General features: G+C 46.1%; 22 protein-coding genes. 16 read left to right on the top strand and 6 right to left on the bottom strand.

The features are described 5' to 3' along the window. Window positions 1-5: 5 nt before the first annotated feature. The 3 genes from asnA (at window position 6) to TSUB_RS09460 (ending at window position 3,551) form a co-directional block, all read left to right on the top strand. The gene (asnA, locus tag TSUB_RS09470; RefSeq protein ID WP_087025659.1) at window positions 6-1,013 is read left to right on the top strand and encodes an aspartate--ammonia ligase; all 1,008 of its coding nucleotides are present in this window, start codon (window positions 6-8) and stop codon (window positions 1,011-1,013) included. A gap of 165 nt (window positions 1,014-1,178) precedes the next feature. After that, a complete protein-coding gene (locus tag TSUB_RS09465) occupies window positions 1,179-1,697 on the top strand; it encodes a C40 family peptidase (RefSeq protein ID WP_246616341.1) in 519 nt (172 codons plus the stop codon). A gap of 84 nt (window positions 1,698-1,781) precedes the next feature. Beyond that, entirely contained in the window at window positions 1,782-3,551 is a 1,770-nt protein-coding gene (locus tag TSUB_RS09460; protein WP_087025653.1) for a serine hydrolase domain-containing protein, read from the top strand. Window positions 3,552-3,635: 84 nt separating this feature from the next. Here TSUB_RS09460 and TSUB_RS09455 read toward each other — a convergent pair whose 3' ends face one another. Genes TSUB_RS09455 through TSUB_RS09440 form a run of 4 tightly spaced genes read right to left on the bottom strand, consistent with a single transcriptional unit; the run spans window position 3,636 to window position 6,886 of the window. Next, window positions 3,636-4,928 (bottom strand): sensor histidine kinase, encoded by a 1,293-nt coding sequence (locus tag TSUB_RS09455; RefSeq protein ID WP_087025650.1) that lies wholly within the window; start codon window positions 4,926-4,928, stop codon window positions 3,636-3,638. Further along, entirely contained in the window at window positions 4,925-5,647 is a 723-nt protein-coding gene (locus TSUB_RS09450) for a response regulator (protein ID WP_087025647.1), read from the bottom strand. Before TSUB_RS09450 ends, TSUB_RS09455 begins: the two co-directional genes overlap by 4 nt. Window positions 5,648-5,658: 11 nt before the next feature. After that, a complete protein-coding gene (locus TSUB_RS09445) occupies window positions 5,659-6,060 on the bottom strand; it encodes a DUF3019 domain-containing protein (protein ID WP_087025643.1) in 402 nt (133 codons plus the stop codon). Further along, entirely contained in the window at window positions 6,050-6,886 is an 837-nt protein-coding gene (locus TSUB_RS09440; RefSeq protein ID WP_159065033.1) for a MipA/OmpV family protein, read from the bottom strand. The genes TSUB_RS09445 and TSUB_RS09440 overlap by 11 nt, the downstream gene beginning before the upstream one ends. 509 nt (window positions 6,887-7,395) lie before the next feature. Between TSUB_RS09440 and TSUB_RS09435 the strand changes: the two genes are divergently transcribed. After that, a complete protein-coding gene (locus TSUB_RS09435) occupies window positions 7,396-8,412 on the top strand; it encodes a DUF2860 family protein (protein WP_159065032.1) in 1,017 nt (338 codons plus the stop codon). Between the two features lie 56 nt (window positions 8,413-8,468). On the opposite strand, the gene TSUB_RS09430 is transcribed toward TSUB_RS09435, so the two are convergent. After that, a complete protein-coding gene (locus TSUB_RS09430) occupies window positions 8,469-9,194 on the bottom strand; it encodes a nitroreductase family protein (protein ID WP_087025746.1) in 726 nt (241 codons plus the stop codon). Between the two features lie 294 nt (window positions 9,195-9,488). Between TSUB_RS09430 and TSUB_RS09425 the strand changes: the two genes are divergently transcribed. From TSUB_RS09425 to TSUB_RS09410, 4 genes are all read left to right on the top strand, one after another. Further along, window positions 9,489-11,447, top strand: a complete 1,959-nt coding sequence (locus TSUB_RS09425; protein WP_159064840.1) for a TonB-dependent receptor plug domain-containing protein — start codon at window positions 9,489-9,491, stop codon at window positions 11,445-11,447. Window positions 11,448-11,503: 56 nt separating this feature from the next. Then, window positions 11,504-12,610 (top strand): HmuY family protein, encoded by a 1,107-nt coding sequence (locus TSUB_RS09420; protein WP_087018336.1) that lies wholly within the window; start codon window positions 11,504-11,506, stop codon window positions 12,608-12,610. 286 nt (window positions 12,611-12,896) lie between these two features. After that, a complete protein-coding gene (locus TSUB_RS09415; protein WP_343231771.1) occupies window positions 12,897-13,286 on the top strand; it encodes a hypothetical protein in 390 nt (129 codons plus the stop codon). A 9-nt stretch (window positions 13,287-13,295) separates the two neighbouring features. After that, entirely contained in the window at window positions 13,296-14,678 is a 1,383-nt protein-coding gene (locus TSUB_RS09410; RefSeq protein WP_087018334.1) for a class II fumarate hydratase, read from the top strand. Window positions 14,679-14,761: 83 nt separating this feature from the next. Here TSUB_RS09410 and TSUB_RS09405 read toward each other — a convergent pair whose 3' ends face one another. Beyond that, a complete protein-coding gene (locus TSUB_RS09405; RefSeq protein ID WP_087018332.1) occupies window positions 14,762-15,340 on the bottom strand; it encodes a hypothetical protein in 579 nt (192 codons plus the stop codon). A gap of 858 nt (window positions 15,341-16,198) precedes the next feature. Here TSUB_RS09405 and TSUB_RS09400 point away from each other — a divergent pair. The 8 genes from TSUB_RS09400 to TSUB_RS09365 all read left to right on the top strand — a co-directional run bounded on the left by TSUB_RS09400 (window position 16,199) and on the right by TSUB_RS09365 (window position 24,777). Further along, window positions 16,199-17,557, top strand: coding sequence for a type VI secretion system protein TssA (locus tag TSUB_RS09400; protein ID WP_087024137.1), 1,359 nt, complete (start codon window positions 16,199-16,201; stop codon window positions 17,555-17,557). A gap of 35 nt (window positions 17,558-17,592) precedes the next feature. After that, window positions 17,593-18,111, top strand: a complete 519-nt coding sequence (locus tag TSUB_RS09395) for an Hcp family type VI secretion system effector (RefSeq protein WP_087024139.1) — start codon at window positions 17,593-17,595, stop codon at window positions 18,109-18,111. A gap of 85 nt (window positions 18,112-18,196) precedes the next feature. Continuing rightward, the gene (tssB, locus tag TSUB_RS09390; protein ID WP_087024140.1) at window positions 18,197-18,706 is read left to right on the top strand and encodes a type VI secretion system contractile sheath small subunit; all 510 of its coding nucleotides are present in this window, start codon (window positions 18,197-18,199) and stop codon (window positions 18,704-18,706) included. Beyond that, complete coding sequence (gene tssC / locus TSUB_RS09385; RefSeq protein WP_087024142.1) at window positions 18,706-20,187, top strand: type VI secretion system contractile sheath large subunit; 1,482 nt, start codon at window positions 18,706-18,708, stop codon at window positions 20,185-20,187. The genes tssB and tssC overlap by 1 nt, the downstream gene beginning before the upstream one ends. Window positions 20,188-20,251: 64 nt before the next feature. Continuing rightward, window positions 20,252-21,616: a type VI secretion system contractile sheath domain-containing protein gene (locus TSUB_RS09380; protein WP_087024144.1), complete on the top strand. Its 1,365-nt coding sequence runs from the start codon at window positions 20,252-20,254 to the stop codon at window positions 21,614-21,616. Continuing rightward, window positions 21,613-22,035: a GPW/gp25 family protein gene (locus TSUB_RS09375; protein ID WP_087024146.1), complete on the top strand. Its 423-nt coding sequence runs from the start codon at window positions 21,613-21,615 to the stop codon at window positions 22,033-22,035. The genes TSUB_RS09380 and TSUB_RS09375 overlap by 4 nt, the downstream gene beginning before the upstream one ends. Next, window positions 22,028-23,809 (top strand): type VI secretion system baseplate subunit TssF, encoded by a 1,782-nt coding sequence (tssF, locus tag TSUB_RS09370; RefSeq protein WP_087024148.1) that lies wholly within the window; start codon window positions 22,028-22,030, stop codon window positions 23,807-23,809. The genes TSUB_RS09375 and tssF overlap by 8 nt, the downstream gene beginning before the upstream one ends. Next, window positions 23,791-24,777, top strand: a complete 987-nt coding sequence (locus tag TSUB_RS09365; protein WP_087024150.1) for a type VI secretion system baseplate subunit TssG — start codon at window positions 23,791-23,793, stop codon at window positions 24,775-24,777. Before tssF ends, TSUB_RS09365 begins: the two co-directional genes overlap by 19 nt. The last annotated feature ends 7 nt before the right edge of the window (window positions 24,778-24,784 follow it).

Genomic DNA, 24,784 nt, shown 5'->3' with positions numbered 1-24,784 from the left:
ATACAATGAAATTGACTTTTCCTGAAGGCTACAAATCGTCTTTATCACTTCGCGACACTGAAGTGGCAATTAAAAAGCTAAAAGACTACTTTGAAACTGCGCTGGCTTATGAGCTTTACTTAACGCGTGTATCAGCCCCACTTTTTGTTAAGCCCGAAACGGGCCTAAACGATAACCTGAATGGGACAGAGCGCCCGGTCTCTTTTGATTTACTGGACGACAATAATGCGGTCGTTGAAGTCGTGCACTCGTTAGCAAAGTGGAAACGCATGGCGTTGGCGCGATATGGCTTCAAGCAAGATGAAGGTTTATATACCGATATGAATGCTATTCGTCGCGATGAAGAGCTCGACAACTTGCATTCAATTTATGTCGACCAATGGGATTGGGAGAAAGCCATTGCAAAATCAATGCGCTCTGAAGATTACCTTCGTGAAACGGTGAAGAAAATCTATAACGCATTCCTAAAAACGGAAAAGTACATTACTCAAGAATACCCCGTTCTGGAAAAGTGGTTGCCTGAAGAGATAACCTTTATTACCACCGAAGAGTTACTGCAACGTTATCCAACGTTATCGCCGAAAGAGCGTGAAAATGCGATCTGTAAAGAAAAGAAAGCGGTATTCTTGATGAAGATCGGTGGCGCGCTATCTAACGGCGAAAAACACGATGGGCGTGCGCCGGATTATGATGACTGGGGATTAAATGGTGACATACTATTTTGGAATCCGCTGCTGGATAGTGCGTTTGAGTTGTCGTCAATGGGGATTCGTGTCGATGAAACGTCATTGTTAAACCAATTGGAAATTGCGGATTGTAATGATCGTCAAACTTTACCTTTCCACTCTGGGATTTTAAATCAAACGCTGCCATATAGTATTGGTGGTGGAATCGGGCAATCGCGTATTTGTATGTTCTTTTTGCAAAAAGCGCATATCGGTGAAGTACAAGCTTCAATTTGGCAAGATGAAATGATCGCCGCTTGTGAAGAAAAAGGGATCGTGTTGCTTTAATTAAAATGTGATGCTGGGTGAATTACTCGAACTACATCACGAAAGATTACGAGGCCAGCGAATAGCTGGCCTTTCTTTTTGTTTCCAACTGCTTTATTGTTAATCTCGTTTTTAAGGGACAGTAGAAATAAGCAGGAGAAAAGAATGATCTCGGGAGTGCCTTCTATGAAACGCCGTTTTCGCCTTTCCGTATTGTTTATACTGCCGTGTCTAGCCTTGGTTGGTTGTAGCTCTACTCCGACCGAAGAAGGGCCGCAGCGTAGTGCCGTTCATTGGCCTTTCCCGAGTGATGACCGACCATTAGATTTTGTCACAGATCCTATCGATGAGTATTTATTAATCTTTAGTCGTTGGGAGGGGACCCCTTACCGCCTCGGTGGCGCGTCTGAAAAAGGGATAGATTGCTCTGCCTTTGTTCAGATTCTCCATAGTGAACTTAGTTCGCCAGTTGCACTGCCGCGTACCACACGAGATCAAGTGCTCGAGGGTGAGAAGGTGAGTTATAAGCAACGTCAAGCCGGTGACCTTGTGTTTTTCAAAACCAGCCGCAGTGTGCGTCATGTCGGCATTCTTATCGATAAAGATCACTTCATTCATGCGTCAACCTCAAAGGGGGTGACAATGACACGTTTGGATAACCCCTATTGGCGTAAGCGCTTCTGGCAAATTCGCCGTATCAGCTGACCTGACAAAGGCTCACAATCTCTGACAGACACTTTTTGCTCATCCACTTAAGGTATTTTTATCTAAAGTGACTTGGGCAAGAAGATGAAAACAATCACAGAAGTCATCCGTCTCGGCATTGCTACCTATGCCTTGTGTGCCATGTCGGTAGCGCAGGCGACTACGACGGATAGCGACTATCAAACTCAGTTGAGTCAATACATTAGTCAGCAAATGAATGCTGAGGATGTGACAGGATTAAGTATCGCCCTTGTCAAAGAGCAAGAGATACTTTGGGCTGCGGGGTTTGGTTACGCCGATAAGCGCCAGAAGGTAAAGGCGGAAGCATCTACCTTATATCGCGCGGGCTCAGTGTCGAAATTGATGACAGCAACAGCAATCATGCAACTTGTCGAGCAAGATAAAATTGCCCTCCATACACCGCTTACACAGGCGTTGCCCGGATTTACCATTAATACACGTCACGGTAATCTCAACGATATCACCATAGAACGTGTTCTGAATCACCATGCGGGCTTGCCAACTGACTATTTGAGCGGTATGTGGGCGGAACACCCTATGACGGTATCAGACATGCTGAGCCGTTTAGAACACGAGTATACGGTTGCCCCTGTCGATACCATCGGTGTGTACTCTAATGTTGGGTACTCGTTGTTAGGTGAAGTGATTGGTGTCCAATCCGGCATTGAGTTCAATGACTATATGCAAGCTAAACTACTTGGACCAATGGGGATGAAAAGCGCGGACTTTAACCATCAACTCGAAGGAGAAAAGGCAGCGTTAGGCTATCAGGCGGGTCGCCCGGTCAGTGAGTTGCCATTGCGTGATGTTGCGGCTGGCGGCATGAATGCGAGTGTTCTCGATTTAGCCCAAGTTGTCAAAATGGTAAATGGTGCTGGCAGCGTTAATGGGCAGCAAGTACTGAGTGCGGAGAGTATCGAAAAAATGCTCACCGTCACCAACGGTGATGTCACCTTGGACTACGACCATAAAATTGGTTTAGGTTGGCACTATATCTATAACTTATTGCCGGAGTCAGCATTAGTGGTTGGGCATGATGGCGCAACGATTGCCCATCGCTCCGTGTTACTCGTCGCACCAGAGCAACAGTTTGGTATTGTTGTTATGGCAAATGATGGCGGGGTAAATGAAGAGGCGATCTCGAATATCGCCGAGTACGCAATGCAGTTGATGTGGGCGCGTGATAATCGTGTCGAGTTTGACGACGTTGAAGACCTCATTGCCGTACCGTCTCCTAAAGCTGCCTCAGTTAAGCAGAACTTTGCCGGGCATTTTGTGACTCCCATTGGTTTGGTGAAGTCTCAGAAGAGTAAGCGGGGTTATCGGGTTGATCTGGGCGGTGAAACGCTCCTTTTAGAGCGGGATGAAAGCGGTGTTTACCGTTTTACGAAGGAGTTGCTAGGGTTGATCCCTATCTCATTAGGGGAGTTGGAGGAAGTCTCCTTTGAATCTAAGAGGGTCGACAATCTCAACGTAGTTGTTGCCGCTTATCAGGGTTACGAGTTTGTAATTGCTCAAAAAGTGGCGCAAGCTGATATTCCGGTGAACTGGATGTACTATTTAGGTGACTATGAGTTAGTGTCGCCTTTCCCAAAAGAGGTACTTGATATTAGAGGGGTAAGACTAGAAGTGGATGAAGGTTTTCTCCTAGCGGAAATATTGGTGAATGATGGCGATAATCAACAAGTGGTTCTCGCTCCTATCGATGATGATGACGCTGTGATCGCTGGGTTAGGTCGAGCACTTGGTGATAACATTCACATGAAGCGAGCGGAAAACAAGATTCAGTTGCACTATTCAGGCCTTGTTTTTGAGCAAAATATAGCAAATTAAATCTGTTCACGACCATCAACCCAGTTGATGGTCGTGCTGTTTAAGCCTCACTGTGACGCTCCAATGAGAAGGAAGAAGGGCGCGTTAACGTCGAGGTAATGTCATAACAAACCGGCAGCCACAAAGTTCACTTGGCTCGACAATCTTAATTTCCCCTTGATGCCATGTAACAACTTTTTGGACGATGGCTAAACCGAGACCAAAGTGTCCTTGCTGACGGTTTCGACTCTCTTCTAATCTGGTGAAGGGTTTAAAAACCAGCTCCCATTGTGACTTATCAATGCCCGGGCCATCATCTTCAATCTCAATCCGTAACTTATTGGTAGTGGCGTGGCAGCGCAAAATGAGCGCGCCTCGCGCGTAGCGAATACCATTACTCGTCAGGTTAACCAGGGCTCTTGTTAGCCAAATTTGATCTGCGGTCATCTCTCCCATCGCGCCACTAGTGCGACAGTCGAAGCGGATATCAGCCTCTTCAGCCAATACAGAGGTTTGGCGGCAAACAGTATCAATGATCTGCTGGATGTTCACTTTTTGCATGTGGCGTTGCTTGCTCTGCTGATCAAAGTTTGCAAACTGAAGAAATGCCGTGACCATCTCTTCCATCTGAGTGAGGTCTTGCTCCATGCGCTCAATTAACTCATCTTTTTCATCGGCAGACTCGGCATCTAACGCCGCGTCAATACCAAAACGAAGGCAAGCAATAGGAGTACGAAGATCATGGGAGAGACTGCCCGATAGCATCTTGTTCTCTGCCACAAGGTGTTCAATTTGCTGTGCCATGCGATTGAAGTTCTGCTCTAACGAGATAATGTAAGAAAAACGGCTGACTTTAATACGGTTATCAAGTTTGCCATGTCCAATCGCGGTGGCGGTACGGTTGATATGATTGAGACGACGCGTCAAGGGCAATAGCCATAGCAGCAAGATAAACCCGATACCGAGATAAAAGGCCATGGTTAAGAGAATGTCTTTACCGGTATGCACTTCCGGGTTAGGTACGGTAATGGTGATCAAGTAGCTAGGATGAGAATCAAGGGCGCGGACAATGTATGCGCCGGTCTCGCTTGCCAGTAAGAGTCCACCGGGCTCTTGTATGTCGTTAAGCAAAGGTGCGGGTAAGGCGAGGGTCGCAATAGGCGCAAGTCGACCTTCTATCTGGTAGCTATCAGTGAGTCGCTCAAAGTAGCTTTGAAGCTCAGCAGAAGGGGTTAGGTTAAGTTGATTACTAAACCCCTCAATAAGTCGCTGATAAATGCCGAACTCTTGGTCTTTTATCGCATCATTGGTAGAGGTGCTCACTGTGTCTAGCGCTCGACTGATAAAAAACAGTGCTAAGAGCGCCATGACAACAAGGCTGATGTAGAGACGCTTCAACTCAGATTCCAAGCATCAGCGACAAATAAGTAGCCTTTACCCCATACGGTTTTTATTCGACCTGCTTTGCCTTTGGTGTCACCAACTTTACGGCGTAGGCTCGAAATAAGGACATCAATACGGCGGTCGAGACCATCATATTCCCATCCTTTCATCACTTTAAAAACAGTGTCTCTGTCGAGCACTTCACCGGCGTTTGAAGCCAGTAGCCAAAGAAGATCGAACTCTGTGGTCGTTAAATCGAGTTCGGTATCACCAAATTGCGCGCGCCGAGAATCAGCATCAAGCGACAAGGCACCAAAGTTCAACTTGTGGCTGTTATCTTGCGCCGTTTGCGCGTCTGTCTCGTGAGTGCTGCGACGAAGTAGTGCTTTAATTCGGGTTAAGAGCGCACGAGGACGGACAGGTTTAGTGAGGTAATCGGTGGCACCGAGCTCTAAACCGAGCACTTCATCAAACTCATCCGCTTTGGCGGTTAACATGATGATCGGAGATTGGTAAAACTGACGAAGCTGTTTGCACACCTCGTAACCATCTAAACCTGGCAACATAACGTCAAGGAGTATGAGGTCAGGCGAGTGCTGCTTCACTTGCTCAACCACAATATCGCCGCGGTCTGCGTGAAGACATTCAAAGCCGTTATTGGTGAGGTAATCAATGACCCATTGTGCTAACGAGGAATCGTCTTCAACAACGAGAATCTTGCCATATTTGTCCATTTCTCTCTCCATTAAAACAGCCGCCAGCGACGTTTCTTTCTCTGTGTTTCATAGACCCAACTCACTTCAACAGTACCTGTTGCGACAATTTGCTCGGTCAGCGCTTCAATAAGCACATATGTCTGTGTGATGGGGTGGGTAAATTTGTGTTCGTAAGCGCCTTTTTTCGCGTTCTCCCAACACTGTAAGCGAGTGTCTGTGCCATGCAGGAGCAGACAATAATTCCCTACGGCGCTGGTATGCCACGTAAACTGAACGGTGGCATTACACTCTTTGCCTTTGCGGATGACCACACATTGGCTAGGTTCAGGCTGTAGTGCGCTGTGCTCATTCGGATCTGCATGTGCGGATGCTGACGGGCTGGTTAAACAGGCCGCTAATGTAAAGGAAGATAGTAAGGATCTAGAAAACATAGCGTAACCCCACAAAACTTGACGTGCGGTATTGCCGATTCACTATCGGACTATCGGCGACGTTATCGCTATATCCTCCTACTAGGAAGCCTGCATCAAATACCCAATTAGCACTTAGCGGGTAATCTGCGTGTATAGCAAAGTAGTAACCCGCGGTGGTACCCGGCTGATAAGCCGGCCGAGAGGGGTTTACTTCAGAATCTAAAACGCCAAATGTGTAATTAGCGGTTTTTGAGAAATAAATATCTACACCTAATCCTGCTCTGACTTCCCAGTTTCCCGCTGGGATGTCGGTACTCACCATTGATCTTGCTATCCACCCACTATGGGTGTCTGAAATATCTCTGACCACATCGAGGTAATAATCAACGTAGTCATTGCCACCGTAAAACCGGACGCCAGCAGAAAGATCGGCTTCACGTCTGTGATGGCGTTGTTCGTGTGGAATATCTGTCCTTTCATCGCCTGCGGTGCCCGGTTGGTACACGCCGGCAACAAGGTCGATACCGTAATTTATGCGCTCATACAGGTGATAACCAAGATTAGCGCCATTTGGGATCTGGCTACGTTCAGCCTGAAGATAAAAGTTCTTGTATTCGACAGATAGGTTGAGGTTGAAGTTAAACCCGGTCATATCCGAGTCGAAGCCAGCATAGATGTCTTGGTGTTGGTAGACATTGACGCCCAAGCTTAAATCCCAATAAAGGCTTTTTTCTTCTTCAACCCAAACGGGTTCTAAAATGACATCGTCAGCGGATGCAACGCTGGGTAGTAGCGGTAGAAGTAGTACTGACAGACAGATGATGGTGCTCTTCAGTGGTTTCACTACAGCGCAATCCTTTGTTCGGTGAATTGATTTCATTCTTCCTTTGAATGTTGTGGCGGTAGTGTAGCGTTTGTCTGAATGTAAATCGCGTTAACGAAGCATCATTTTTGTGAGAAATTGTATCGGTTGGTTTTGGGTCATACAGTGTTTATTCATTCATTTGAGATATTGATCACTTATTGTTCATTGATGCGGCTTTGTTTGGGACTGATCTAGCACGGATTCTTGTTGGAATCGTACGACGAATGTCTTTTCGCGGTTAAGACGGTTTAGCTTCATCCCAAAAAACCGCTGTGAATGGCGGTAGTGATAGAATGGACAATTACAGATTTTATCGTATGGGTACATTTTCTTGAGTATATCGACTTGAAATAGGCATTGCTTACGTTGTTCGAGTAGAGAACACAGTTGATGACATTTCTTAAAATTTCCCCATCAAACAGTGACAGTTTCTGATTTGGCGCCTAGCTATGATGAGTTTGTTCTCAATGACTCAACAAGGAAATGTCATGAATAATACCGTACTGAACAAGCTTACCCCTATTGCTCTTGCTATTACCGTAATGACGGTGTCTACCCCTTCTCGTGCTGAGCTTGCAGAGCGTACCGGTTTTTCTGGCGCGATTACCGTACACGCAGGGTATGGCTCATCTGATTCACAAATGAACCCGACCGATGACAACCAAGTTACCAACAGCTTGGATGGCAAGGGGAAGAAAGAGAGTGGTGCTGTTTTCTTTCCCATCTTTCGATTTAATTACACATTGGCAAGTAATCAAACCCAGTTTTATATCGGTGCATCTGAAAACAAAGTTGTAGAGGGGGACTTCAAAACTGAGTTTGGTGTCGTTCAAGACTTTGGGTCGTTTGGTATCGTCACCGTCGGTTACGCGCCTTTCACGCCATTTGCCAAGGACGAAACTTGGTCGGATCCTTTTGTCACCGATGCTAAACGTCAAAAAACGGATCAAGATACTCAAGCATTCCGTCTCCGTGTTGATGAGTTAGCCGGTCTGCCATTCAGTGTTGAGTATGGCTACGGTCAGCGTGAAGTGGATAAAGAGCGCAGTGGTCAGGCGTTAGGGCTAACCGCAGCGGAACGTGCACGCCTGAATCGCGATGGCGATTTTCATGGTCTGACATTGGAAAGCGTGCTACCCGTTGGGCCTGATGTGGTGTTCTTACCGAGTTTCCAATACATTCGCGGGGATATGGAAGGTGAAGCGTATTCATTCGATAGCTATGAATTTGGCGGTACCGTGATGGGAAGTTTCCTCGATGTGCATTCGGTTTCCGCCACGGTCAGTGCGGGCTCGCGCGACTATGACGCCTCTCACCCTGTCTTTGGGAAAAAGCGTGAGGATAAAATGTACGGAATTTTCGCGACTTACTCTTATGATCGCCCATTTGGCTGGTCGGACACGGCTTTCATCTCAACTGCGGGGTATAGCTCCACGACCTCAAACATCAAGTTTTACGAATCGCAAGAGTATATGGTGAGCGTAGGTATGGCATATACCTTCTAAGGCTGTTGCAATGAATCGATGTGGTTAAGCGAGAGCAGTGACTCTCGCTTAACCTATTAATGTTCGAAAATGACCGAGTTGGCGTCAACGCGGTGTCTTTCGCCATAAATGCCTTCCTCGATACGTTTGCCACACGAGATAATCATACAGATATCATGCTGCTTGGGGATATCGAGCAACGCCCTGACGCGTTTGGAATCAAAGCCTTCCATCGGGCACGTATCGTAGCCTTCATTTCTCATCGCTGTCATAAATGTCATGGCCGCGAGTGAAGCACTTTTGTGTAGACATACCCGTAAGTCACTCTTGCTGACTTCCCTCACCATCGGGCGCTTAAAACCGAGTGAAAAACTGATCATTTTTCTGGCCAGCCCCATCAGCCCTAGTGGATCATTTCGATAGAGAAAGGGAATTAACTTTTCATAATAGTTCTGCGCATTTCGAGCAGTGGCATCGTTTCGGTCTTTAAAGGCCTCTCTTACCTTCTGTGCATTTTGCTCTGCTCTAGCACGCCATTTTTCGGGTGTTGTGGTGATGACAATCAGCTCATTGGCCGTTTTGGCGGCATTCTGTCCCATACAATAGTCGGCGAGTTTTTCACGGGTATCATGGCTTTTTACGCGATGAAAAGCCCATAGCTGCATGTTGGAACTATTGGGAGAAAGTAGCGCTAACTTGAGAGAACGCGTTACTGCGTCATGGTCAAAAGGCGTTTCTTGATCATACTTGCGCACGGAGCGGCGGCTCTGAATGAGCTGTTCGAAAGAGAGTGGCTGGGTCATATTCATACTAGTGTGTGTTTTGGTTCATTATAAACAGGAAAACGAGGTAGCCCAAACTGTTTGATTCTTAGTGACTTAATGGCGTTATTTTGCGCTGGGATAAAGTTATTCGTTCTGTCTATGTGAAGCAATGTAGTGATAGTAGAGACAATATGAACCAAATTCTTCGAATTGAGAACCAATGGGTATTGCCAATGATAATTAATATCATTATCATTCCATTTAATGGATGATTAACCTCGTTTAAATGGATTTATGGTAACGCGCTCATTTCTTTCAAGTTCAATAAAGTTCATGTTTTTCAGTGCAATAGCGACGTCTTCTGCTGTTGTCGTTGCGAACCCGTCCAGTGATGAAGTGGTTGTGATTACAGGCACTCGGACCGAGCGGAGCCTGCTTGATGTGCCAGTAAGAACAGAGGTTGTGACCCAAGAGCAGATCGCGAACATGCATGCGCGCGATTTGGAAGAAGCGCTGAAAAACGTACCTGGGCTGAATTTGGTGCCAATCCACGGCAAAAGTGGCTCAGAGATACATATTCAAGGTATCGATGGAAACCGAGTTTTGGTGTTAGTGGATGGGATGCCCGTCAGTGCGTCAACAGGGTCCAAAGTGGATGTGACACAGATAGGTGTGTCGAACATCAAGCAAATTGAAATCGTTAAGGGAGCCGTTTCTGCTTTGTACGGCAGCGAAGCGATGGGGGGCGTAGTGAATGTGATCACTAAGCCACCTAAGCAAGAGCGAGATTTACGATTGACAATCGATGGTGGCACCTACGGTGATCATGATGTGAGTGATGCGCTGGTAAACGACAGTAGTTACAACGTCTTCGCGCATCAGAAAGTCGGTCAAGGCTATTTTCAATTCTCGGCTGACCACCGAGTGAAAGGGGGCTCTGATCTCGATCCTAGTACCTATGTGTTTGAATGTGACGAGGGAACAAAAACAAATCTCTCTTTGGTCGCAGGGTACGAGTTTGATAATGGAGGGCGAATCAAGCTGATTCCGAGTTGGTATCGTGAGGACATATCAAAGGATTATGAAGAGTTCTCGCCCGGCGTTGGTCATCTATACCGAGTGAAAGAAGAGGTCGCTACTCGGGCGAATGTCAGTTTGCATTATACCGGTCCTGTTGCTGAGTGGGGCTATTTTACTGGTTACTACATCCATGAGTCATTCGAAGACGACACCAATAAGGATATAAAATCAACTGCCGAGATTGAGGACCCGAGAAGTGCAAAAATTCAGTCAAACAAAGCCGATGCGCAACTCGATATTGATGTCCTCGACAACCATCTCTTGACGATCGGCACGGTGGCTTATGAAGCCTCGCTACAGCAACGTATCAATGGTAAATCGGAGCTCGATAAAGAGAAGGTTGAAAGAGATAACATCGAGTTTTACCTTCAAGATGCGATTCTCTTGACCGATGAACTCGAGATCTTGCCTGGGTTTCGTTATCAACGCGACTCCGACTTTGGTAGCCACTTTACGCCAAAGTTTAACTTGATGTATCAGCCTGAGGTTTTAGCGGGTTATGACTTCAAAGTGAGGGCAGGTGTCGGTAAAGGTTACAAAGTCCCGACGTTGAAAGAACGCTATTTCGTCTTTGATCACAGTGCGATTGGTTACATGATTCTAGGACGACCGGATCTACAACCAGAAAGCTCGACCAGTTATCAACTGGGCTTTGATATGTCTTTGTCTGAGAAAGTACGTATCGACGTCAACTTCTTTCAAAACCGTTTAGAAAATCTCATTACCACTGATCGCGATGCTCTGCTTTCGGAGCGTTTGGCGTTAGATGTTTTTCGCTATACAAACAAGGCGAAAGCGCGAACTCAGGGTTTCGATTCGTCCTTAGCGCTCAATGTTAGCGATAACTTCACGTCGAATATCAGTTATGGCTATTTAGAAGCAGTGGACCGTTCAACAGGTAAAACACTTTCAAGAAGGCCTGAACATCAAGTCAAACTAAAGCTGAACTACACCCTGCCTGACTGGCGCACGACGTTCACCCTTTTTGGGCGCTACGAGAGTGAGTCGTACGCAGACGGTGACAATAAGATTAAGTCAGAGGCGTTCACGCTGTTCGATTTTAAAGTCAACACCTGGGTGACAGATAACATCAAGTTATTTGGTGGTGTCGATAACTTAACGCACGTTGTGCGTGACACACCTGCAACAGGTAGTGATTTTCGACCTGCAAAGGGGCGATTTATCTATGCCGGGTTTACTTATCAGTACTGAATAAACTGGCGTACTTTCAGTACGCCCTTGGTTAAGGAACAACAAAGGAAATGAAAATGGCATTCCATCAAGTGAAGAAGACGTTGCCACTCGCGATCGCGGGCGTGTTGCTCGTCGGTTGTGGTAGTTCATCCAACGATACGCCAACGACACCTGTCGCGCCGCCAGAAGGGCGTTTTGATACCATTGAAATTGATGCTTCTGAGGGAGAGTCGACACGAGTCGATTTAGCATCCAAAACCGCAGTGATAGACAACTCTTGGGATGTCGCCTATAAGAAATTTATTGGCTTCGTAACCAATGACAAAGTACTAGGCTGCATCGCACATAGTTACGACCAACTGTTTGTTGATGGTAAACCAGTGGCAGAGGAGTTTAAAAAGCTAACCTTCGATAATACGGTTGACAACTTCAATAAAGTGACCGCCGACGCTTGTAAAGATGATGAATATATCGGTGAGGGTATTGATCCCCGTATTACGATGCTTGAATGGCTAGAGGCGGATTATTCGCAAGGTGCGCCTACCTATAACGCGAAGCCAGGGAATGGATGGCTATTAAGACTCTCGAATGGAAAGACATATGCGAAGTTTTCGGTAAAAACCGTCGATGTGGTCACGGGGGCAAACCCTCGGCGACATGTCGTTGTGAGTACTTCACTCTGGGATGATACAAGTCAGCAATTTGCTGCGGCAGTCGATTCTCCGATACTCGATTTCACCACAAGTCGTGTATTTTTTGACATAGATACTAATAAAGTTGTAACGGAATCAGAAGGTTGGGACATTAGTATCAAACACTTGCTCCGTGATTACATTATTCAAGTCAATAATGGTGCAGCAAGTACAGGAAAAGCTGGCGTGGGCCAATTGCAAGTTGCCTTGGATGACGTGACGAATCCTAAGGAAGCTAGACAGGTTGCCCATTACCTCGCTGATAAATCAGCAGGTATTTTAAGTCAGCCGGGCAATTATGGCCCACTTCAATATGCTGTTGATGGAGGACATAAGATGTGGCCGACCTTTACGACCTATTTAATTAAAGATACCACCAATGGCGATACGCGATTGTTTAAGTTCCAAGTTATCAGTAACTACGGCAAAAGTGGTGGCGAAGCGAGTGGCAATCACGTCTACCGTGTAGAAGAGCTGCAAGCTCAATAGCGTTCCTCTTATAGATAACGTAGGCTAAGTTGTATATCAATGTATGACTTAGCCTCATTGAGAACGCTCTATTCTCATTTTCCTGCCAGTTTTGTTACGTGGCGTATACCACCCACTTCTCACATAAAGACGCACTATTAAAGTGGGTATTACGTTTTTTAAAACAACAGCTTACGATAGATGGGCGGACCTTGTTCAAAGGTTGACAATTCGATGCTCAGAAGGCTTGTTATTCTTTGTTGGTAATGATAATAATTACCATTACCAAGTCGTTAGTGAGCCAATTATGTTAATGCAAGACTCGACCGCACTTTATCGCACCTTCTATACCGCCGAAGATCGTTTTACTGCAGAGCCATCACTTCCGGGTTTTGAGCCTGATGTGATTTTTGACTACATTCAAAGTGGTTTAGATTTGGCCTCGCTGTATAACAAACGTGCGGCCCACCCTAATCGACTACTAGAAGAGCTGTTTTTGCGACGGGTTTTTTATCGCTTACTGAGTGCCATTGATGACGAGGATAACAGCCGAATATTCCGTCGTGTCTGTTTAGATAACATTTATGGCCCATTGCTCGCGCTGAAGCGTCACTACAGTGTAAGTGATGCAGGCTATCGACGGTTTTTAATACTAGAACAAGAACTAAGAAATGTTCAATATTCCATAAACTTTTAAGGACTGGAAATGACCGCTTACCGCGTAGAAAAAGATAGCATGGGTGATGTACACGTACCTGAAAATGCCTTGTACCAAGCTCAGACCCAACGAGCAATAGATAACTTTCCAATTAGTGGCTTAGTGATGCCAGCGACGTTTATCAAAGCGCTTGCTTATGTGAAGCAAGCTGCGGCGAAAGCAAACGCCGGTCTTGGTTTGTTGGATGAGGGTATGGCGAAGGCGATCGCGGAAAGCTGTCAGGAAGTGATTGATGGCCAGCACGCCGATGCGTTCCCGATTGATGTGTTCCAGACCGGGTCTGGAACAAGTTCTAATATGAATATGAACGAAGTCATTGCGACGCTTGCGAGCCAAAAGTTGGGTGAGCCAGTGAATCCGAATGATCACGTCAATATGGGGCAAAGTAGTAATGATGTTATTCCAACAGCCATTCAGGTGAGCAGTGCCCTTGCTGTGCATGGTGGGCTTCTCCCAGCATTATCACACTTGACGCGAGTATTGGATGACAAAGCAAACTCCGTGGCTGAGGTGGTTAAAACTGGTCGTACACATTTAATGGATGCCATGCCAATCACCTTAGCGCAAGAGCTCGGTGGCTGGCGTTATCAGATCGCGCAAGCTAAGTCAGGGATTAAAAGCGCCTTGGCTAATGTACAAGCGCTAGCCCAAGGTGGTACTGCAGTTGGAAGTGGTATTAATGCCCACCCAGATTTCGCTGTCGCGTTTGCTGCGCAAATATCGGCAGCAACTAACATTACTTTTTCGGCCAGTGATAACTTTTTTTATAACTTGAGCAGCCAAGACGCCATTGTCGCGTTGTCCGGTCAGTTGAAAACGTTGGCGGTGGCAAACTTAAAAATTGCCAACGATCTACGTTGGATGAATTCTGGGCCACTGGCTGGGTTAGGGGAGATTGAACTAGAGGCTCTGCAACCGGGCTCTTCAATTATGCCAGGTAAAGTGAATCCGGTTATTCCTGAAGCAGTTGCAATGGTTTCAGCTCAGGTGATTGGCAATGACGCTACGATTACCGTTGCGGGGCAATCGGGGAATTTCCAGTTGAACGTGATGTTACCCGTCATTGCGCTGAACATCATTCAAAGTATAGAGTGTCTTGCTAGTGCTTCGCAGCTACTTGCAGATAAAGCGATCGCGAGTTTTGTGGTTCGTGAAGATAATTTACAGGTTGCCTTGGCAAAAAACCCCATCTTGGTGACGGCGCTAAACCCTGTGATTGGTTATCTGAAAGCAGCAGAGATAGCGAAGAAAGCCTATAAAGAGGCGCGAGCTATTATCGATGTGGCTGAAGAAGAAACAGATTTAGACCGTGAAACGCTTTTAACCCTGTTGGACCCTACAAAGTTGACCCAAGGCGGTATTGCTGAGTAGGTTTATCGCTGACCAACTTATCGGAAAGGGGCTAGTGGATAGCCCCTTTTTTGATCTGTAAGCACAACGCACAGAGTGTCTTGTTAGAATCGATTGGCACTCTTTACATTGAAATTGGCGTCTTGGAGTTGCGTGTAGAACCCCCATGTCCCATTGATTCTCGCGCCGACAAAGATACCGCGCGAGCCTTGGTAGTCGGATTGACCAAACACACGCATACCTGCGGTTCTCAGCCTTTGGCAGAGTTGTAAGCCAGTTTCACCCGTCGGTTGCAAGTGTGCTACGCCAAAGGTGTTGCCTTGTGGCACGACCACCATGCAGCAACCAGTGAGCTGTGTAGTCAACATGATGCCCGCACCATGCAAAGGCAGTGCAATTGGGTTTATTGCAATATTACTTGGTTGAACTGGAATGTGAGCAGCGTTAAAACCTGTGCCACCGCCTAGGTTGTTATTAGCACGTGCCTGAAACTTTTGCCCAGTATGCGTGTTCAAGTTGCCGAGAATCTGCCCAGGACGTTCAATATCCGTGTTTCTATCAACCATGAAGAATTGATGTACCGCCCCCGCTGTTGTCGGAGCCGCAAACGCAGTAAAAGAGTTTCGTCGTAGGAATGTCAGCGGGTTAGTTTGTAACAGCTGTATGGCTTCAATTGCATTCATCTATCGATTCCTTTTGAGATGACTTTTCTTAAAAAATGGGTCACAAAAACTGAACGGGCAAACACCACATATACGGCATTATTGTTTTTGTCTCTTTTCGTCAATTTAATGACACTCGTCATAGAGTGATTGATAGTTGTCTTATTAAGTTGAGCTGAGTTTTTAACTTAATAACATTCAACTATTTAAACTAGTAGATACAAATAACAATCTATATTCACTTTATGGATTTTGAGATCTTGCTCTCAAAGAGTTTGTTTTCCTCATGAATAGTCGGGTTTTTATTTGTGGAGGATAAACACCATCCTATTTTTGCTGCCTCACATTCATACTATTTTATTTTCGCAGCGAAAAACGCTTTAAAAAAAGCCTTTCACATTGTTTTCACATTGTTTGCAAAATTGCTTTTATATTTGGTGTTAATGTATACCTATCGTTTTGTTATAAAAACGTTTTTAAGGGGCGGTGTGTTAGCGCAAGGTAGTCAGATTTGAGAGTGTGATTGGGTCATTGATGCCACATTTATTGATGGTATTGTCGTTAAAAGTAGTCGAATTTGCTGTTTGTACTTTGCTTTTGCCTACTTATCAGAATGCAAATAATTGTTTACAAATTTAACCATTTAGGCAGAATTTGTTCTATAAATGATAGTGCGGTGTAAATTTGGGTGTCGATCTTATAGCGTTTTTGAGGATGTAATCCACTGCGTGATCGAGCTAGGCTCAATATGATAGCAAGCGTTCAACCCTAGGGGTTTAATGAACTGCTTTCCTAGATAAGGTCGTAGGTTATTCGCTTTCTTTGGTTTTCATCAAGAAAGTATAGCAAGGAAGTTGAGTTGACAGGCGAAGGATTAAAATGCGCTTAACGGAAGATAAATTAAATTTACTCGCATCTCCGATTTCCGAGGAGAATTTTTGTGGTATCTATTTAAAAGGGGACAGAGCGCAGTTTCGTCCACTCCGAAATGAATTTAATGTGGCACAGACCTCATTGCGAAAATTACTACAAAACCCCGATCAATCCGAATTAGAAGATTTATTAGATGAGAATGTCAATAACTGGGAGCAGTTGTCCTCATCTTTGTTCTCTGCCTTTTCTGAAAAGACGAGAGACATTGAACTGATAGGTTGGTACCTCGCTGCGCAGATTATTCTCGATCCTTCAATTCAAAGTGCATGCGTGACTACAAAGTGGTTGTCTAGCTTAGTTTCCGAGCATTGGAACTCGCTTCAACCCGTCGCGCCTGATAACAAAATTAAGGCCGATTCAGAGGACGAAAAGCAGCAAGCGCTAACCGAATTCAAAGTAAAAGCCTTCTTCCAGATCGTTGGTGATAGCGAAGACAGCAGCATTGTTTATGCCCCATTTCTCCTTACACCATTGATTGGTGAAGTCACTTTTTTTGATTACCAAAGTGCTGAACGCAAAGGAGAGCTACCTCAGTTACGGCAAGACGCTTCACAGTTGCTAAACCAACAACGTTCGACCGTCCAGACCAAAGTGGATAATTTGACAGCGATGAATGAAGCCTTGGAGGAGATGGCAGGAGAGGTGAAAAAACAGTGTGCCGATCGCGGCGTACCAGCGGCTAGTTTTGCTTTCGTCACTTCGATTGTCCACAAGTTGATCAATGCGATTCATCATCTAACGGGGATTAAACCCACCCCAAAATCGACACCAATGTCGGAATCCCGCGAAGAAGACGTTTCTGAAACAGAAGACCAGCAATTCAGTGCGGCGGAGGCGACCCCTCAAGCCAATTTACAGGCAAGCATGATGGCCCAAACGACGAATGGATTGAGTGACACGGCACTAATAAACAGCATGAATCGAGACAGTGCATTTCGTCAGTTAAGAGAGATAGCGGAATACTTTAGATTGAGTGAGCCTCACAGCCCTGTCTCATTTTTGCTTGAGAAAGCAATACGTTGGGGTTACATGCCACTGCCTGATCTATTGAATGAATTGATGCTTGAGCGTCAAGGTTCAGCGCAAATGTTTAATAACGCTGGCCTAGATAGCTACGAGCCCGTGGATATTCCTGAAGGTGGGTTGGCACCGATGCCTACACCGTCTCAGGCGAAGACAGAGTCTGCCGCAAGCGGAGTGCAGTTATCAGAGCCGCCAGCAGCACCGGCTGTATCAGTCACTGAAACAGTTGAACAAAAGAAAGTGGAAAGTAAGTCGTCAGGCTCTACCAGCTTACGTTGGTAAGAGTTTAATCAGATAAACCAAAAGTAGGGATCATTATGGCAAGTATTTTCATGCGTATCGATGGCGTTGATGTAAAAGGTGGCGCGACGATTACAGGCTTAGAGGGCAGCGGTTGGTTTGCTCTTGCATCATACAGCTGGGGTGGCAATCGTAACGTTGCCATGGATATCGGTAATGCGAACAACGCTGACTCAGGCATGGTGTCGGTAAACGAAATCACGATTACTAAACAAGTCGATGGGGCGTCTGAAGACTTACTTTCGTTCCTGTTTAACCCGGGTAAAGAGGGTAAAACAGTCGAAATTGCCTTCACAAAACCAGAGTCTGCGGGTCAAGGGGCGATTGTTTACTTCCAAATTAAACTGAGTAACTCGCGCTTAGTGTCCTATAACGTCACCGGTACTGATGGTGTTCAACCAACAGAAACGGTCTCTTTGGCTTACGTTGAGATTTCACAAAAACACAACTACGAGCTCGAAGATGGCGAAATGAAAGATGGCGGTATCGTCACTTACAACATTCCGCAAGGCAAGTTGTTGTCAGGCGCGAAGTAATCTTGCTTTACGCCGCATCGCGTGACGTTCTCTCTAGATTAACGCAGCGCGGTCATTCACACGTATCTAAAACTGGATTTGGACTATGGCATTAAATTCACAACATAAACGTGTAAGTAAAAACCGAGTCAGTATTACTTATGACGTAGAAACAAACGGCGCTGTGGAAACGAAGGAATTGCCTTTCGTGGTTGGCGTAATTGGCGACTTCTCTGGCCACAAACCAGAAGACGAAAAGGTTGATTTGGAAGAGCGAGAGTTCACTGGTGTCGATAAAGACAATTTCGATACCGTGATGGGACAGATTCATCCTCGCCTTAACTACAAAGTAGACAATGTTCTGACTGAGGAAGATAGTCAATTTGAAGTTAGCCTTGATTTCAAAACGATGAAAGATTTCCACCCAGAGAGCTTAGTGTCGCAGATCGACCCGTTGCAAAAGCTGGTTGATACACGTAACCAACTGCGTGATCTGCTGAGCAAAGCGGACCGTTCACGTGATCTGGAGCGCTTGTTGAAAGAAGTTCTGCAGAGCACTGACGCTATCCAAGGTCTTGCTGAGGAACTCGGTGTTGGCAAGGAAGGAGAAGAGTAATGGCTGAAGAACAACAAGCCAGCCCACAAGGCGGGGCAGCAGAAGAACAACAATTGAGTGTCCTAGACCGCGCTATTTCAGCGACAACGCAGACACCCGCAGATACGACCAAAGAACTGCTCAGTAATTTGACGGCACAAGCGTTGGACGGGACGGTTACTTGGGATAAAAACCTGACTTTAACCATAGAGAAAGCGATCAGTGCGTTAGACGAGAAGATCTCTTCACAGCTCTCTGCGGTAATGAAAAATCAAGACTTTCAAAAGCTTGAGGGAACTTGGTTAGGTTTGCAGAAGCTGGTCAAGAACAGCGAGTTAGGCCCTGATCTTAAGATCAAACTGGCCGACTACACCAAAGACGAATTGTTGGAGCAATTTGAAGATGCCCCAGCGATTGACCGTAGCCGATTTTTTACCATGGTCTATCAAGAAGAGTTTGGTACTGCGGGCGGCCAGCCTTACGGTGCTTTGATTGGCGATTATGAGTTCGGATATGGCGATGAAGACGTCGCGTTACTGAGATACATGGGTGAAGTGGCTGCCGCGTCTCATTCGCCGTTTATTGCTGCGGCGAACTCAAGTATGTTCGACTTTGACTCTTTCCAAATCTTTAATGAAGGAAAGCCAGTTGCGGCCGGCTTTGACTCACCAGCGTATGCAAGTTGGAACGCTTTCCGAGCCAGTGATGACTCTCGCTATGTCGCACTCACATTGCCAAAAACCTTGGCGCGTTTACCTTATGGCGCTCAAACTGTTCCAGTGAAAGAGTTTGCCTTCGAAGAGCTGGCCACTCGCGCTGACGGGTCTTCTTTCCCAACCTCCGACAATGACTTCGTATGGAGCAATGCGGCTTATGAGTATGGCTTGTTGTTGACCAATGCCTATACGCAGTTTGGTTGGTGCACCGCGATCCGTGGTACTGAAAATGGCGGTAAAGTCGAGAACCTACCTAACTATACCTTCAAGAATGAAGCTGGTGATCTGATTCAACAGTGTCCATCAGAAGTTAACTTGACGGATGAACGTGAAAAAGAGCTCAGTGATCTTGGTTTCTTGCCATTAGTCCACTACAAAAACAGCAATTACGCTGTCTTCATGGGTGCTCAAACGACCCACAAACCCAAAACCTACACAGACCCAGATGCGACAGCAAATGCTGCTATTTCAGCTCGTCTGCCATATACGATGGCAAGTAGTCGTATCGCGCAATACTTGAAAGTGATGGGCCGTGATTGGATTGGTTCAGCGCTGGATCCAGGTGATGTCGAAAAAGACATGAATACATGGATTCACCAATATGTGAACCCAAATGCGATTGGTAATGAAGCGAAAGCACGTCATCCATTGGTTGAAGCGAAAGTCACCGTTGAAGAGCAAGCGGGTAAACCGGGCTCTTATTCTGCGGTTGCTTATTTGCAACCTTGGCTACAAATGGAAGAGTTGACCACCTCATTGCGCATGGTGGCAAACATTCCGGGCTAATTATCAATGCCTTAAAGCGGAGTTCGCTCCGCTTTTTTCTCCTGTTTTAACTGAGTATCTCACTATGCTGACTGATGTAGCAGAACGACAACACGCCATCACCAACATTGCGAATTGGCAACGGTTGCTTGATGTCGCTCGTCAGCAGGATGTTTCTCGGTTTAAGCAACTGCTAGGAAAGCTGATTGCTGAGTTAGATGGCCTAATGAGTCGTCAGCTTTCCGCAGTGATTAATGCAGAAGAGTTTAAACAGCTAGAAGCCAGTTGGCTCAGCTTACAGCGCTTAGTGATGCTACCCATTAACCAACGTCGTGCGAAGGTAAAGCTACTAGACGCAAGTTGGCAAGACGTCGCGAGTGATCTCAATCTTTCATTTGACCTCACCAAGAGCAACCTATACCGAAAAGTGTATTCACAAGAGCTGGATACAGCGGGTGGCCAACCCTTTGGCCTACTGCTTGTTGACCATAAAGTGCATGCAGACATGCAAGATGACAGTGATTTTGATGACCTTTATAGCCTTCAGTTAGTTGCGGAGCTTGGAGAGCGAGCACTTTGCCCAGTCGTGATGGGTGTGAATCACGATTTCTTTGGTGATGATCCCGCTAGGCAACTTCATGACAGTGCGCGAGTTTCTAGGATATTGAGTAGTGTGGACTACCAATCTTGGCAATTACTGCGTGGCAATATAGCGACGCGCTTCCTGCACTTGGTCATGCCTGAAGTCAGGCTTCGTCAACCTTGGCAGCACTGTTCGGCAGGTTTCGTTTTTAATCAACCTATGCGATCAGAGAGTGTACTTTGGGGAAACCCTGCCTATTTGATGGCAGAAAGTGTACTGAAAGAGTTTGATCGTATTAGTTGGTTTGGATTTTTGCGTGCATACGACGAGCGAGGCTCTTACGGTGCGATTCTGTCACCAACAGCCGATCAGTTTGTGCCAACGCGTGTGGATATTTTTAGCGAGATGGATGGATTCTGGTCCGAGAAAGGTTTCACCGTACTGACCAGCCTCTATCTAAGTGGTCATCAGGGTTTTTTTAGTAACCAATCTGTTTGGCAGGCACCGGATGAAGCAAGTCGCTTACTTGGTATGTTGCAAACCAATCTGATGGCTTGCCGTTTTGGTCATTACATTAAAGCGCAAATTCGTGATCAGATTGGTCGTTACGATAGTGCTCAGGATTGCCAACGGAGTTTGGAGCGTTGGCTACAAAGATACACTAGCGATGTTGATTACGGGGATGACGTTATTATGGCGCGTTACCCGTTAAAATCTTATGAAGTTAACTTGGTCGAAGACCCTCGAGATGTCACCCGATACCTCTGTGAAATCAAGCTCCAACCTCAATATCAGTATGAAATCTTAGATGCGCAAATCATTTTGTCTACGAACGTCTCGTCAAGAGAAGTCGGGGAGGGCGCATGAGCTTAATCAGAAAACTCAACGAAAATTGGCATGGTGATGGTGACGATGTACGAGAGGCCATTGTCGATAACATTTCATCATTGATATCCAGTCGAGCGCCTATTTGGACGCAAGATATTGGCGCGATGCAACTGGGGAATACCATTGCGGTGCTGGGCATGCAAAACACCGCACGTTCGCAAAGCAAAGTAAACAGTGACGTGGTGTTGCAAGAAGTGAAAGCACTGATTCTAAAGTATGAGAATCGGCTTACCGATGTTCAGTTAGAAGCAAACGAAGAGAGTGTTCATAACAACCAACTTGAGTTTCGTATCTCTGCAGTCATGCATTCTGATTTCGGTAGCGAGGTGATCGTTGTCGATTCGTTTTTGGACTTTAGCACTAGCAAGTTAGATGTAAGGAAAACAAATCTTGTCTGAGTCATTACTTTCATATTTTGAGCAGGAGCTTCGCTTTATTCGCGAAGAGGCTGAGGCTTTTTCAGAGCGACATCCCGGTGCTGCAAGTGCGCTTGGGTTGCATCGTGAAAGCGTCGATGATCCTCAAATAGCTCGGTTAATTGAAAGTGTGGCATTTCTTAATGGGCGCTTGCAAAAGCGCTTGGACGATAATTTTCCAGCACTGACTGAAGACTTAATCCGTTTACTTTACCCGCACTTTCTGCGCCCTGTTCCGGCGTTTTCAATGTTGAAGGTAGAGTTAGATGATGATGCTAATGCGCGCCATCACATCCCAGCACTGACGGAATTTGATGTTAAAGAGGGCGAAACACAAGCCGTGTTTCGGACAACCTCAGAATTAGCTATCTATCCCTTTGAGTTTGAGAGCTTGGATGTCTCTCTCGCGCCGTTTGAAATTGAGAAACCCCGTGGTGCGGAAAATGCGAAGGCGTTAATTGAGTTGGATGTTGTCGCAAAAGATGAAGGCATTGTGATGCGTGATTTGGATATCACCTCATTGGATGTGCAGCTACGGGGTGATGTGAATCTGATTCTTCGACTCTATGACCTTCTATTTCATGGTATTAACCAAATAGCAATGACGACGCCTAGTGGGCAGCGTTATGTGCTAGGTGCTGACGCCTTGACACCGATTGGGTTCGAGCCTGAACAATCGGTATTACCTTATCCAGCCACCAGCTTTGGTGGCTTCAAACTCTTAACAGAGTTCTTTGTCTTTTCAGAGCGCTTCCACGCTTTTCGAATCGATTTATCGGCGATTGCGGCGAAGTTGGATAGTGATCGTTTTACGGTTGAAATCTATCTCGATGACATGAGTGTTGAATTAGTCAGAGGTTTAGCACTGTCAAACTTCGCGCTTTACTGCACCCCCGTTATTAATTTGCAGCAAGCGGTATCTGAGCCGATGCAGATCGATTTTTTGCAGAATAGATACCCTATCGTGATGGATGCCGGAGATGATGAAAGATACGAGCTGTTTGCGATCAATCATGTCACTGATGTTACCGATGCGGGTGAAGTGAGTGTTCCTGCAGTATATGGCGATAAGTACACACCTTCGCAAACAGGACTACGCTGGCAATTACAGCAGTTTCATCGAGAAAGTGGCGTGCTTAGCAGTGCGCTCAACGTTGCCGATTTAGATAACAGCAGCCCAGACTCATCGCCACGAATCTGGCAAGTCAATGCATTGTGTTCTAACGGCCGATTAGCGGCGCAGCTATCTTCGACGAGCAGTGTGGTATGCCGCGAGACGATTACCATTCCCGGTACACCAATGCTGCTGCGTCGTCCAAGTATGCCCGCTTACAATCGCGATATTCAACGAAACAGTTGGGCGCTGTTGGCGCATTTGCATTTTAATTATCACACCATCCTAGGGGCCGAAAATCCTGCAGAGACATTGCAAGCGCTATTCAAGCTCTATAACCACAACGACGCATCAAAAAATGAAGCGTATATAGCGGCGATCAGCCTCATTGAGCAAGAGCAAGTCGTCGCGCCTATTCGAGTTCAGCGTAAGAGTTGTTTTGCATACGGGACGCGAATCGTCGTGACGTTAAACACCAGTGAGTTAGTGGGGGGCGTCGTGCTCTTTAGTCACTTACTGGATCGATTCTTTGCCTACTTTGCCGGTTTTAATAGCTTCACTCAGTTAGATGTGGTGATTGAGGGCCAAGAAGGTGTGTATTTGTCTTTTCCAAGGAGGTCGGGATGCAAAACCTTGCTATAAACCGATTGGCGGAAGATGGATATCATGCTGACCTACATCGCGCTTGGCAGCTTATAAAGCATAAGGCGCAGTGGCAAGGAACGCGTCCCAAGGTGCAGTTTAAAAGTGCCACCTTACCAGCCTATTACCCGTCGCAGATAACCGAAACGGAGCGTGATTTTGCGGAAAAATGGTCTATCACGGTCAATCTACCCGCTTTAACAGGTAGTCAAGGTGTGATGCCGCGTTTGATGTATCGCGATGTTCTGTCCGCATGGTTTGATGAGGGGAGTGAAGCAGCACTCGATTTTTTCAATGGATTCAATAACCGCTATTACCGCTTATTGAGTCAGGCGGAACTCAAGAATGACATTGCAGCACAATTAGAAGAAGAGACATTTGCTTGGAATGATCTAGACCATTCTATTACTGAAATGTTGGCTAACTATTTTGGTGCGCCCCATGCCGAGAGCGCGTTGCCGAAACAGCATCTGATTCAATATACCTGTTTGTTCGGGATGAAGTTAACCCATCCCGAAGCGCTGAAAACATTACTAACCGATTATTTTGATTATGACTTTGATGTTGACTATGCCCCAGTCGAGTATCAGCCGCTTTACCAGCCTGCGTTGACGCAGATCGGTGCTTCGGGGAGAAATCGTCAGTTAGGCCATGATGCCATAGTAGGCAGTACAGTTGCCATGGCTGGTCATAAGCTTGAAGTCAAAATTAAACCAGCCGACTACCAGGAATACATCGCAATTCGAAGCGATAAACAGCTGCCTGATGCCATCTCTGCCATGGTGAAACAGTTCATGGGAGTAGATATTAAGTTTGCCATCAAGATGCGAGTCAAAGGCAGTTATTTACCCAAAGTCAAATTGTCCACTCAAGCCGAAACAGGATTAAAGCTGGGCTTTTCTGCTTGGATGGAGCGAGACCAACAACAAACAACGACGTATGTCGAAATGCCACTGAAGGAACGATAGGAAAGCA

The organism is Thaumasiovibrio subtropicus, from assembly GCF_019703835.1.
Classification (GTDB): Bacteria; Pseudomonadota; Gammaproteobacteria; order Enterobacterales; family Vibrionaceae; genus Thaumasiovibrio; species Thaumasiovibrio subtropicus.
Note: the sequence above shows the minus strand (reverse complement) of the source record. Positions and strands in the feature narration are given on the sequence as shown.

Excerpts from the sequence above, each read along its gene's own strand:
- asnA (WP_087025659.1), top strand. The coding sequence starts at position 6 with ATGAAATTGACTTTTCCTGAAGGCTACAAATCGTCTTTATCACTTCGC.
- TSUB_RS09465 (WP_246616341.1), top strand. The coding sequence starts at position 1,179 with ATGAAACGCCGTTTTCGCCTTTCCGTATTGTTTATACTGCCGTGTCTA.
- TSUB_RS09460 (WP_087025653.1), top strand. The coding sequence starts at position 1,782 with ATGAAAACAATCACAGAAGTCATCCGTCTCGGCATTGCTACCTATGCC.
- TSUB_RS09450 (WP_087025647.1), bottom strand. The coding sequence starts at position 5,647 with ATGGACAAATATGGCAAGATTCTCGTTGTTGAAGACGATTCCTCGTTA.
- TSUB_RS09445 (WP_087025643.1), bottom strand. The coding sequence starts at position 6,060 with ATGTTTTCTAGATCCTTACTATCTTCCTTTACATTAGCGGCCTGTTTA.
- TSUB_RS09435 (WP_159065032.1), top strand. The coding sequence starts at position 7,396 with ATGAATAATACCGTACTGAACAAGCTTACCCCTATTGCTCTTGCTATT.
- TSUB_RS09430 (WP_087025746.1), bottom strand. The coding sequence starts at position 9,194 with ATGACCCAGCCACTCTCTTTCGAACAGCTCATTCAGAGCCGCCGCTCC.
- TSUB_RS09425 (WP_159064840.1), top strand. The coding sequence starts at position 9,489 with ATGTTTTTCAGTGCAATAGCGACGTCTTCTGCTGTTGTCGTTGCGAAC.
- TSUB_RS09420 (WP_087018336.1), top strand. The coding sequence starts at position 11,504 with ATGGCATTCCATCAAGTGAAGAAGACGTTGCCACTCGCGATCGCGGGC.
- TSUB_RS09415 (WP_343231771.1), top strand. The coding sequence starts at position 12,897 with ATGTTAATGCAAGACTCGACCGCACTTTATCGCACCTTCTATACCGCC.
- TSUB_RS09410 (WP_087018334.1), top strand. The coding sequence starts at position 13,296 with ATGACCGCTTACCGCGTAGAAAAAGATAGCATGGGTGATGTACACGTA.
- TSUB_RS09405 (WP_087018332.1), bottom strand. The coding sequence starts at position 15,340 with ATGAATGCAATTGAAGCCATACAGCTGTTACAAACTAACCCGCTGACA.
- TSUB_RS09400 (WP_087024137.1), top strand. The coding sequence starts at position 16,199 with ATGCGCTTAACGGAAGATAAATTAAATTTACTCGCATCTCCGATTTCC.
- TSUB_RS09395 (WP_087024139.1), top strand. The coding sequence starts at position 17,593 with ATGGCAAGTATTTTCATGCGTATCGATGGCGTTGATGTAAAAGGTGGC.
- tssB (WP_087024140.1), top strand. The coding sequence starts at position 18,197 with ATGGCATTAAATTCACAACATAAACGTGTAAGTAAAAACCGAGTCAGT.
- tssC (WP_087024142.1), top strand. The coding sequence starts at position 18,706 with ATGGCTGAAGAACAACAAGCCAGCCCACAAGGCGGGGCAGCAGAAGAA.
- TSUB_RS09380 (WP_087024144.1), top strand. The coding sequence starts at position 20,252 with ATGCTGACTGATGTAGCAGAACGACAACACGCCATCACCAACATTGCG.
- TSUB_RS09375 (WP_087024146.1), top strand. The coding sequence starts at position 21,613 with ATGAGCTTAATCAGAAAACTCAACGAAAATTGGCATGGTGATGGTGAC.
- TSUB_RS09365 (WP_087024150.1), top strand. The coding sequence starts at position 23,791 with ATGCAAAACCTTGCTATAAACCGATTGGCGGAAGATGGATATCATGCT.